The organism is Pseudomonas sp. RSB 5.4 (assembly GCF_037126175.1).
In the GTDB taxonomy this organism is placed as follows: Bacteria; Pseudomonadota; Gammaproteobacteria; order Pseudomonadales; family Pseudomonadaceae; genus Aquipseudomonas; species Aquipseudomonas fluorescens_H.
On sequence record NZ_CP146986.1, the window covers coordinates 3,085,330 to 3,096,636 of the forward strand.

General features: G+C 61.3%; 9 protein-coding genes. 3 read left to right on the plus strand and 6 right to left on the minus strand.

The annotated features are described in order from the left end of the window. Window positions 1-150 precede the first annotated feature (150 nt). The 6 genes from V9L13_RS13935 to edd form a co-directional block, all read right to left on the minus strand. Window positions 151-1,452 (minus strand): ABC transporter substrate-binding protein, encoded by a 1,302-nt coding sequence (locus V9L13_RS13935; RefSeq protein WP_003227454.1) that lies wholly within the window; start codon window positions 1,450-1,452, stop codon window positions 151-153. Between the two features lie 118 nt (window positions 1,453-1,570). Further along, window positions 1,571-2,830, minus strand: coding sequence for an AGE family epimerase/isomerase (locus V9L13_RS13940; protein ID WP_338802793.1), 1,260 nt, complete (start codon window positions 2,828-2,830; stop codon window positions 1,571-1,573). A gap of 218 nt (window positions 2,831-3,048) precedes the next feature. After that, window positions 3,049-4,518 carry an ATP-binding protein gene (locus tag V9L13_RS13945; RefSeq protein WP_338802794.1) on the minus strand — a complete coding sequence of 490 codons (1,470 nt, stop codon included), beginning with the start codon at window positions 4,516-4,518 and terminating at the stop codon, window positions 3,049-3,051. Next, window positions 4,508-5,239: a response regulator transcription factor gene (locus tag V9L13_RS13950; protein ID WP_003227460.1), complete on the minus strand. Its 732-nt coding sequence runs from the start codon at window positions 5,237-5,239 to the stop codon at window positions 4,508-4,510. The genes V9L13_RS13945 and V9L13_RS13950 overlap by 11 nt, the downstream gene beginning before the upstream one ends. Window positions 5,240-5,454: 215 nt before the next feature. Beyond that, on the minus strand, window positions 5,455-6,414 hold the full coding sequence (locus tag V9L13_RS13955; RefSeq protein ID WP_338802796.1) for a glucokinase: 960 nt from the start codon (window positions 6,412-6,414) through the stop codon (window positions 5,455-5,457). Further along, on the minus strand, window positions 6,411-8,237 hold the full coding sequence (edd, locus tag V9L13_RS13960; RefSeq protein WP_003227464.1) for a phosphogluconate dehydratase: 1,827 nt from the start codon (window positions 8,235-8,237) through the stop codon (window positions 6,411-6,413). Before edd ends, V9L13_RS13955 begins: the two co-directional genes overlap by 4 nt. A gap of 220 nt (window positions 8,238-8,457) precedes the next feature. Here edd and gap point away from each other — a divergent pair, with 220 nt between their 5' ends. From gap to V9L13_RS13975, 3 genes are all read left to right on the plus strand, one after another. Next, entirely contained in the window at window positions 8,458-9,459 is a 1,002-nt protein-coding gene (gene gap, locus V9L13_RS13965; protein WP_338802797.1) for a type I glyceraldehyde-3-phosphate dehydrogenase, read from the plus strand. Window positions 9,460-9,648: 189 nt separating this feature from the next. Then, window positions 9,649-10,167, plus strand: a complete 519-nt coding sequence (locus V9L13_RS13970; protein WP_041068631.1) for a sigma-70 family RNA polymerase sigma factor — start codon at window positions 9,649-9,651, stop codon at window positions 10,165-10,167. Window positions 10,168-10,288: 121 nt separating this feature from the next. After that, the gene (locus tag V9L13_RS13975) at window positions 10,289-11,254 is read left to right on the plus strand and encodes a FecR domain-containing protein (RefSeq protein WP_338802798.1); all 966 of its coding nucleotides are present in this window, start codon (window positions 10,289-10,291) and stop codon (window positions 11,252-11,254) included. The last annotated feature ends 53 nt before the right edge of the window (window positions 11,255-11,307 follow it).

Sequence of the window (11,307 nt, forward strand, 5' to 3'; positions counted from 1 at the left end):
GAAATCCAGTACGAGGGTAGAAAATTCACACACTTTCCCCTTGTGGGAGCGAGCTTGCTCGCGAAGGCGTCCTGTCAGTTGATATTTCGATTGCCTGACACTCCGCTTTCGCGAGCAAGCTCGCTCCCACAGGGGCTGCGGTGCTGATGCTTATTTGGCCGACTGAACCGCCGCGCCCAGCTTCTTGGCCGCATCGGCCGGATCGGCTTTCGGGTCGTTGATGTAGTTGGTCACCACATCAAAGAACGCGCCCTGCACCGCCAGCGTGGTCGCCATGTTGTGCGCCATGCTCGGCTGCAGGCCGCCCGTCTTGGCGTCTGCCAGGAAGTCCTTGGCAGCGGTCTGCGCGCAGGAGTCGAAACCGAGTTTGTCCATGTTGTTCAACATGTCGTTACGCACCGGGATCGAGCCTTTGTTGATGCTGAAGACTTTCTGGAAGTTTTCACCCAGCACCACTTTGGCGATGTCCTGCTGACCGGCCGCCGTGCCTTTGTCTTTCTGCTTGAACACCGCCAGGGAGTCGATGTTGTAGGTGAACGCCTTGTCGGTGCCCGGGAAGGCTACGCACTCGTAATCCTTGCCGGCGACTTTCTTGGCAGCAGTCCACTCGGACTTGGCCCAGTCACCCATGATCTGCATGCCGGCCTTGCCGTTGATGACTTTGGCCGCTTCCAGGTTCCAGTCCTGGCCTTTGCCGTCGACGTCCATGTAGGTCGCGACTTTCTTCAGCTCGGTCAGCGCCTTGACCATCTCGGGGCCGGTCAGCGCTTTGTTGTCCAGATCGACCAGGGCTTTCTTGTAACCATCAACGCCCATGACCGAGAGCACCACGGCTTCGAACACGGTGCTGTCCTGCCAAGGCTGACCGCCGTGGGCCAGCGGGATGAAGCCCGCAGCCTTGAGCTTGTCGCCGGCGGCGTAGAATTCTTCGAGGGTGGTCGGGTTCTTGGTGATGCCGGCTTTCTTGAAGACTTCCGGGTTGATCCACAGCCAGTTCACTCGGTGAATGTTCACCGGTACGGCCACGTAATCACCGTCGTACTTCACGGTATCGGAGACTTTCTTGTCGAGCAGGCTGTCCCACTTCTCTTCTTTGGCCACGTCTTTCAGGACGTCGGTGTCGAGCAGACCGGTGGAGGCCCATTCCTGAATGTCCGGGCCTTTGATCTGGGCGACGCCCGGCGGGTTGCCGGCAACCGCACGGCTTTTCAGCACGGTCATGGCCGTGGCACCGCCACCGCCGGCGACAGCGCCGTCTTTCCAGGTAAAGCCGTCTTTTTCGACTTGGGCCTTGAGCACATCGACAGCGGCTTTTTCGCCACCGGACGTCCACCAGTGCACGACTTCGACCGAACCTTTGGATTCGGCAGCGGACACACTGAGGGGCAGAATTGCGAGCGGGAACAGGGAGGCGACAGAAATGACAGTAGCGAGGCGAGAAATCGCATTCATCTGAGATGTACCTTTCTTGTTGTTATGCATGCAAGTCTGGTGCTTGCGCTGCACAGGAGTTTAAACAGGGCGTTTCCCCCCGCAGGTAACGAAGGGACGCGCAAATGTCACCACATGGTTACACAGGAACGGACCGAGATAATTGCGCCAGAGCCGTTGCCATACTCGGTGACAAGGGTAGACGAGGGATCAGCACCGCCTGCCAGGCGTGGTACAGATCGGGTTTGCCCGGCCAGATATCGGCGCTCGGACGGTTTTGCGGATCGAGTTCGTGATGCCAACTGCCGTCGCAGCGATCGATGAAATACATCTCGCAGAATTCCCAGAACTGGCGGTACCAGATTTCGTATTGCTGATCGCCAGTGCGTTTGAGCAAGGCACTGGCGGCGGCGCTGGCCTCGGCATGGGTCCAGTGCAAACGGTGACGCACCACGGCTTGGTTGTCCCAGTCGAGGGTGTAGACGATCCCCGGGGCGCCATCGACGTCCCAGCCGTTTCGGCAGTTCTGTTCGAAAAGTTTTTGCGCATCGGTCGCCAGCCAGCCCGGCGTGAGCATCCCGGCCTGGACCCGCGCCGCTTCGAGGTGCAGCAGCAGCCGCGCCCACTCGAAACCGTGGCCCGGGGTGGTGCCGTAAGGGCGGAAGCCGTCGGCCGGATTGTCGCGGTTGTATTCGCGCAGCGGTTGCCAGTCGCGATCGAAGTGCTCGATGACCATGTAGCCGTTGGCGGCGGCGTGACCGTGAATCACTCGCTCGACGATGCGTTGCGCACGCACCAGCCAGCGCGGGTCTTCGGTGACATCGGCCAGCGCGAGGAATGCTTCGGTGGCGTGCATGTTGCTGTTGGCGCCGCGATAGGCTTCTTCTTCGCGCCAGTCGCGATTGAAGAATTCGCGCATCGCGCCCTCTTCTTCGCTCCAGAAATAGGTGTCGATGATGTCGATCGCATCATCCAGCAGCGCCTGGGCGCCGGGACGTTGCGCAACCACCGCAGAACTGGCCGCGAGCGCAACGAAAGCATGCAGATAGGCGTTCTTGCCGGTGTTGCCGTCGCGATGTTCGGCGACCGCAAACCAGCCGCCGTGCAGCGCATCCCGCAGCGGCCCGCGCAGGGCCGCGATGCCGTGATCGACCAGTTCGGCAAACCCCGGCAGCCCCTGAATATGGGCCATGGCGAAACTGTGGGTCATGCGCGCGGTGTTCATGGTTTCGGCTTGCGCGCTCGCCGGCAAACGGCCGCGCTCGTCGAGGTTGCCGAAACCTTCGGGCAGTCTGGAAGCCTTGGCGAATGCCAGCAGACGCAGGCCTTCGTCGCCGAGCCATTGCTGGTGAGCAGGGGCGTTCAGCCAACTGCTGAAGCCTGGGTGGAAAAGATCCATGGGTGGCCTTTTTTGTTGTTATGACTGCGGGGAGTCTAAACAACGGGCCGCGGTGGGCTTGTAACGAAGGGGGCGGGTTTTGTCACCAGCCTGTGACATAGATCAGAAGTGAAACCTGTGGCGAGGGAGCTTGCTCCCGCTGTGGCGCGAAGCGGCACCCAAAAGACGGCCTGCTGCGCAGTCCAGCGGGAGCAAGCTCCCTCGCCACAGGGGTGGTATCAGTCAACACTGCGCGGCAACTGCAACGTCACCCGCAACCCACCCTCACGCAGATTCTGCAACGTCACTTCACCGCCATGGCTGTGAGCGATGTTGCGCGCAATGCCCAGGCCCAGCCCATAACCCTGCTGCTGCCCGGCCAAGCGAAAGTGCGGCTCGAACACCTGCTCCAACCGCTGCTCCGGTACGCCCGGGCCTTCGTCGTCGACGTGCAGGACAAACGCGCGCTCATCGTCATCGATGTGCAGATGCGCGTTCTGCCCGTACTTCAGCGCATTGTCGATCAGGTTGCCGATGCAGCGCTTCAACGCCAAAGGCTTGCCCGGATACGCCGCCAGCGCCTTGCCTTGCTGGGTCACGCGGCCATTGCCGTTGGGCGCCAGATACGGCTCCACCAGACAATCGAGCACATGATTGAGATCCACCGGCTCGATGTTCTCGTGGATGTCGGTGTCTTTCACGCATTGCAGCGCGCCTTTGACCAGCAACTCAAGTTCATCCAGATCGCGGCCGAACTTGGCTTGCAGCTTCTCGTCTTCGAGCAGTTCGACGCGCAAGCGCAGACGGGTGATCGGTGTGCGCAGGTCATGGGAAATCGCGCTGAACAACTGGCTGCGTTCGGTCAGGTAACGGCTGATGCGCTCGCGCATGGTGTTGAACGCACGGCCCACTTCCACCACTTCGCTGCCGCCGCCCTCGGCCACCGGCTCGACATCGGCGCCCAGCGACAGATCCCGCGCCGCCCGCGCCAGACGCTTGAGCGGCCGGCTCTGCCAGTGCACCAGCAGGCCGATGAACAGCAGCAAAAAGCCGCTGGTAAGGACGATGAACCACACCTGCTGCGCCGGCAGGCCTTGTTCTTCGAGGCTGGTGTAAGGTTCGGGCAGCAACGACGCGATGTACAGCCACTCGCCCGGCGCCATCTGAATCTGCGTCACCAGCACCGGCGGATTCACCGGTTCCAGGGTCAACGCGTAATGCGCCCACGAGCGCGGCAGCTCATCGAGTTTCAGCCCGGCATTGAAGATCCGCAAATCCTCGGGGCTGACGAAGGTCACCGAGATATCAGTGTCATGGCCCAGCGACTGACGCAGCACTTCGTCCACTGCTTCAATCACCGCCGCCTTGCGCGGGGTGATCGCCAGCACGTCCATACCCAGCGGCTTGTCGTTGAGCGTCACCACAAACCGGGTGCCGCCCATGCTGCGCAACTGGTCGAGTACCAGCGGCCGGTACGCCACCGGCAACGAGCGAAAATAACTGACGCTGGCGGTCATCGAATGGGCCAGGCTGCGGGCGCTGGTGACCAGGCCTTCGAGCTGGGTCGCGCGCAGTTGCGAGACCCAGATCACGCTCGACAACGTCTGCGCGAACAGCACCGCCAACAGGGTCAACAGCAGCATCCGCCCGAGCAGCGAACGCGGCACCGGGACTTTGCTGGCGAGCCGGCGCAGCGACTCAGTGACCATTGCCGGCAACCACATTGGCTGCCAGTTGGTAGCCGCTGCCGCGCACGGTGCGGATCAGTCGTGGCGGTTTTTCCGTGTCGCGCAGACGTTGGCGCAAGCGGCTGACGGCCATGTCGACAATCCGGTCGAGCGGCATCAGGTCGCGGCCACGGGTGGCGTTGCCGATGGTGTCACGGTCAAGGATTTCCTGCGGATGGTCGAGAAACAACTTCAGCAGCGCGAAGTCGGCACCGGAGAGAATCACTTCTTCGCCGTCGGTGTGGAACAGTCGATGGCTGACCATGTCCAGCCGCCACTCGTCGAACGCCAGCACGTCGCTGCCGCTGCGTTCCTGACCGAACTGCGCACGTCGCAACAGCGCCTTGATTCGGGCTTGCAGCTCGCGGGGACTGAAGGGTTTGCCGAGGTAATCATCAGCGCCGAGCTCCAGCCCGATCACGCGGTCGGCTTCGTCGGAACTGGCGGTCAGCATGATGATCGGCACCTGCGCCTGACGCGGATGCTGGCGCACCCAGCGGCACAGGCTGAAACCGTCTTCGTCGGGCAGCATCACATCGAGGATCACCAGATCGCTGGGCGCCTCGTTGAGTGCCTGGCGAAAACTGGCGCCATCGGCTGTGGCCCGCACCTGGAACCCGGCGCGGGTCAGGTAGGTTTCCAGCAACTCGCGTATTTCCTGGTCGTCATCGACCAACAATATCGACTTGTTGACTGAGCTCACTTCGAAGGCATCCTTGTTGTTGGAATTGGGGCGGATTATGCCTTAAGCACTGATTTTACAAACACCACAAAACACCTGTAGGAACAAAACCTGTGGCGAGGGGATTTATCCCCGATGGGTTGCGCAGCGACCCTGGAAAAGCAGGGCCTGCTTCGCAGGCCATCGGGGATGAATCCCCTCGCCACAAAGGCTCACTCCTACAGTTTGATTGCATTTCAGGTCGGGATTGCTTGCTCCAGTGCCACACCGGCACCCACCAGCCCGGAATACGGCGCCGTCACCAGCCACACCGGGATGCCCTTGAAGTAATCGCTCATGCAGCCCTTGTCGGCGAAGCTGCGGGCAAAACCGCTGTTGACGAAGAAATCGGCAAAGCGCGGAATCACCCCGCCTACGATGTACACGCCGCCACGACCACCGGTGGTCAGCACGTTGTTGCCCGCCACACGACCGAGCCAGCAGCAGAACTGCTCCAGCACTTCCAGGGCAATCGGGTCACCGGCGAGACCGGCTGCGGTGATTGCTTCCGGCGTATCAAGCTTTGGTTCATGTCCGTCCACTGCGCAGATCGCACGGTAGACTCGCGGCAAACCGCCACCGCTCAGTGCGGTCTCAGCGCTGACATGACCGATCTCGTTGTGGATGTGCTGCCACAGCTGGGTTTCACGCGGGCTGCTCAGCGGCAGGTCGACGTGACCGCCCTCCCCCGGCAACGCGGCAAACCGCCCTTCGCCCAGATCGAGCAAGGTGCCAACGCCCAGGCCAGTGCCTGGACCGATCACCACCGCCGGGCGCAACGGCTCCGGCGTGCCTTCGCAGACCACGCGGAATTCGCCGGGCTGCAAACGGGTCATGCCCAGCGCCATCGCCGAGAAGTCGTTGATCAGCAGCAGTTGCTCGACCTGCAAGGTCTTGCAGAATGCCGTGCGGCTCAGGCGCCAGTGGTTGTTGGTGAACTTGAATTCATCACCACTCACCGGCCCAGCCACCGACAGGCACACCGAACCGATCGAACCCGGCGCCAGACCGAGGCCGCTCAGGTAGAGGCTGATCGCCTCTTCCGGGCTGGCGTGGTCGGCTGTCGCCAGCACCTGAACCGATTCCAGTTGCTGGTTTTTCCACAACGCGAACCGCGCGTTGGTGCCTCCGATATCACCGACCAAAGCCAGTTTCAATTAAGCGTCTCCAGGGCAGAAGTGAAGGCGCTGGCGCCCTGCTCCGCCGAGCTGAAGGCCAAACGCATGAAGCCAAACAGTTCGCGACCGCTACCGATGTTGTTGCCTAACAGGCCTTTGGCAGGTTCGCGCGCTGCAAATTCGGCGGCGTCGACCTTGAGTTCCAAAGTGCCTTTGACGCCATCGACGCGGATGATATCGCCCTCTTGCACCCGCGCCAAAGCACCACCGACATAAGCTTCGGGGCTGACGTGAATCGCCGCCGGGATTTTCCCCGACGCGCCGGACATGCGCCCGTCGGTCACCAGCGCGACTTTGAAACCGCGATCCTGCAGCACGCCGAGGAACGGCGTCATCTTGTGCAGTTCCGGCATGCCGTTGGAGCGCGGGCCCTGGAAGCGCATGACCGCGACAAAATCCTTCTCCAGCAGACCGGCCTTGAACGCATCGGCCAAGTCCTGCTGATCCTGGAACACCATGGCCGGTGCTTCGACGATCTGGTTTTCCAGCGCCACGGCGGAGACTTTCATCACCCCGCGACCAAGGTTGCCTTCCATCACCCGCAGACCGCCCTCCGGCGAGAATGCACGGGCAACCGGGCGCAGGATGTTTTCGTCGAGGCTTTCGATCGGGCCTTCGCGCCACACCAGCTCACCGTTATCGAGGAACGGCTCTTTGGTGTAGCGGCTCAGACCGTGGCCAAGCACGGTGTTGACGTCTTCGTGCAACAGGCCCGCCTCAAGCAGCTCACGGATCAGGAACGACATACCGCCAGCGGCCTGGAAGTGGTTGATGTCGGCTTTGCCGTTCGGGTAGACGTGGCTCAGGGTCGGCACAACTTCGGAGAGGTCGGCCATATCCTGCCAAGTCAATTGGATACCCGCAGCCATGGCGATGGCCGGCATGTGCAGGGTGTGGTTGGTCGAGCCGCCGGTGGCGTGCAGCGCGACGATCGAGTTGACCAGCGCCTTCTCGTCGACGATTTCGCCGATCGGCATGAAGTTGCCGTTCTGTTTGGTCAGACGCGTGACCTGATGCGCGGCTTCGCGGGTCAGGGCATCACGCAGCGGGGTGTTCGGGTTGACGAACGACGCGCCCGGCAAGTGCAGGCCCATGACTTCCATCAGCAACTGGTTGGTGTTGGCGGTGCCGTAAAAGGTGCAAGTGCCCGGGCTGTGGTAGGACTTCATCTCCGATTCCAGCAGCTCTTCGCGGGTAGCCTTACCTTCGGCGTACTTCTGCCGCACGTCGGCTTTTTCCTTGTTGGAAATCCCCGAGACCATCGGCCCGCCCGGAACGAAAATCGTCGGCAGATGGCCGAAACGCAGGGAGCCCATCATCAGGCCCGGCACAATCTTGTCGCAGATGCCGAGCATCAGCGCGCCGTCGAACATGTTGTGCGACAGCGCCACCGCCGTGGACATGGCGATCACTTCGCGGCTCGGCAGGCTCAGCTCCATGCCCGGCTCGCCCTGGGTCACGCCATCGCACATCGCTGGCGTACCGCCGGCGAACTGGCCTACCGAACCGATTTCGCGCAGGGCGTTTTTGATCTGCTGGGGAAAGACTTCGTACGGCTGGTGCGCCGAGAGCATGTCGTTATACGAAGAAACGATGGCGATGTTCGCCGAGTTCATCATCCGCAAGCTGTGCTTGTCTTCGCTGCCACACCCGGCCACGCCGTGGGCGAAGTTGGCGCATTGCAGCTTGCCGCGCATCGGCCCGTCAGTCGCGGCGCCGCGAATCAGTGCAAGGTAAGCCTGACGCGTGGCGCGGCTGCGGGCGATAAGCCGTTCGGTGACCTCAAGAACGCGGGGATGCATGTGTAGAACTCCAGGCTAACGGATGTGGCGACCTGATTGTCTATGCTGATCAAACGCCGTTGTTGTTGGAATGACAGACGGTTTTTTTGACCATTCGGACCAGTTGATTCAGGTCACTCGTTGTAGATAAAACAAAATATTGCCACTAAAAAGGCTTGTTTTCTATTTTTATGCGAATAATCTTGTAATTCCAACAACAAAACGACGGCGGCGCTGTTCAATGACTCTTCGAATCGCAATCAATGGTTTTGGCCGCATCGGCCGTAATGTCCTGCGCGCACTGTATACCCAAGGCTATCGACAGGATTTGCAGATCGTCGCCATCAATGATCTGGGCGACAGCTCGATCAATGCCCATCTGCTCAAATACGACACCGTTCACGGCACATTCGACGCCGAAGTGGCCCATGACAATGAGAGCCTGACGGTCAACGGCGACCGCATTTCGGTCAGCGCGATTCGCAACCCGGCCGACCTGCCATGGGCGGCGGAAAAAATCGACGTAGTGTTCGAATGCACCGGTCTGTTCACCGACCGCGCCAAAGCGGCTGCGCATCTTACTGCCGGCGCCCGCAAAGTCATCATCTCGGCCCCGGCCAAGGGCGCCGACGCCACCGTCGTTTACGGCGTCAACCACGACATTCTGCGCCAGTCGCACCAGATCATCTCTAACGCTTCGTGCACCACCAACTGCCTGGCGCCGGTGGCGCAGGTGCTGCACCGCGAGTTGGGTATTGAAAACGGCTTGATGACCACCATTCATGCCTACACCAACGACCAGAATCTGACCGACGTCTACCACACCGACCCGTACCGCGCGCGTTCGGCCACGCAGAACATGATCCCGAGCAAGACCGGCGCCGCCGAAGCGGTAGGCCTGGTGCTGCCGGAACTGGCGGGCAAACTGACCGGCATGGCCGTGCGGGTGCCGGTGATCAATGTGTCGCTGGTGGACCTGACGGTGCAGTTGAAGAAGGAAGCCACGGCCGAGGAAGTCAACGCACTGATGAAGGCTGCCAGCCAGCACTCGAAAATTCTCGGTTACAACACGTTGCCGCTGGTTTCCAGCGACTTCAACCACAACCCGTTGTCGTCGATCTTCGACGCCAACCACACCAAAGTCAGCGGCAAACTGCTGAAGGTGCTGGCGTGGTACGACAATGAGTGGGGCTTCTCCAACCGCATGCTGGATAACTGCCTGGCGCTCTGCAACGCGGAATAATCCCCTATCCTTGTGGGAGCGAGCTTGCTCGCGAAAGCGGTGGGTCAGTCGCTAGTTGAATTGCCTGACACTACGCCTTCGCGAGCGAGCTCGCTCCCACAAGGTTTTTCGCTGTATTCAAAATCAAGGCTTGACCACTCAACTGGATGATAAGCATTATCATTCGCTCGAAATGGATCAGGTTCCCCCGTGAGTCAATCGCGCTTCAATCATGTCTTTCTCTCTCAGCGCACGTCCCTGCTGCGCACGATCGAGCGCATGGTCAACAACCACAGCACCGCCGAAGACCTGTTGCAGGAAACCTACCTGCGCGTGACGCGGGCGTTGAGCGAGCGCGCCATCGATCACCTTGAACCCTTCGTGTTTCAGACCGCGCGCAATCTGGCGCTGGATCACCTGCGCGCGCGCAAGATCCATTCGCGGACCATGGTCGATGACGTGCCGCAGGACGTGGTGCACAGCGTCGCCGCCCCCGCCAGCAGCGCCGAAGACGCCGCCCACGCCGAACAATTGCTGGAGCGCCTGAACGTGAGCCTCAGTCAACTCAGCCCGCGTCAGCAGCAGATTTTCATCCTCAGCCGCCTGCACGGGCACAGCTACCAGGAAATCGCCGACGAGCTGAATGTGTCCCTCAGCACCGTGCAGAAGGAACTCAAGCTGATCATGTCGATCTGCATCGGTGTCGCCGAGCGCTTGAATGGCGCCTGAGGTTGCAGGCGATTTCAGTCAGCAGCGTCGACTGCACTGATCATCGGGCTTTGCTACCCTTGCCCGACTTTTACGCTTCACTAAAAAAACAGCCGTGCACAGACACTGCCGAGGACACACCGTGACGGACACCCACCGCCCGCCTTCGCCCGCAACGGCGCAGGACGCCGCCCGTGCAATGGACCAGGCTCTGGACTGGCTCATCGTGCTGGGCAGTGCGGACGAAGAGCAGACCCGGCAATTTCACGCATGGCTGGCGGCCGATCCGTTGAATGCCGAGGCGTTCGCCAAGGCTCAGGCGATCTGGGACGGACCGCAAGTAGTGCGGTGTGCGCAGAGTCTCGCGGCGAAGCCGGCGAAAGTCACGTTGCTCAAACGTCTGCGTCCGCACTGGAAACCGTTGGCGACTGCTGCGGTGCTGGTGCTCGGTCTGTTCAGTTTCAGCAACCTGCCGATGCGCCTTCAGGCCGATCATCTGACCGTGGTCGGCGAGCGTCAGCGCCTGCAGCTGGAGGACGGTTCCAAGGTGCTGCTCAACACCAACTCGGCATTCTCCAGCACCATCAACGAGCGCCAGCGCGTGGCGCGACTGTATCAGGGCGAAGCGTTTTTCGAGGTAGCGGCCAACCGGGCTCAGCCGCTGGAAATCGATGCCGGCCCGGTGCAGGCCAGCGTGCGCGACACTGCGTTCGCCGTGCGCTATCTGGACGGCGTGGCGCAGGTCAATGTGCAACGCGGCGATGTCGATCTGCGCGCCACGCACAACGATGCGCGAGTGCGTTTGAGCGCAGGCGAAAGCATCCGCATCGGGCCCAACGGTTTCGATCGCCCGGGCAAGCTCGATGCCGCGACCGACCTGGCCTGGGTCCAGGGCCGACTGGTGTTCGAGAACTGCCCGTTGAATCAGGTGCTGGCCGAACTGCGCCGCTACTACCCGGGCTGGATCATCAACACCAACGAACAGTTGGCCGACGTCAACGTCACCGGCAACTACCGCCTCGACCAGCCGCTGGACGTGGTGCGCTCCCTCGCCCACATCACCTCGGCGCGCCTGCAGGAATTCCCCGCGCTGGTGATCCTGAACTAAATGAGAATTATTTTTACTCGATAGCGAAAGCCCGTTCGTCTCGTTATAGCCAA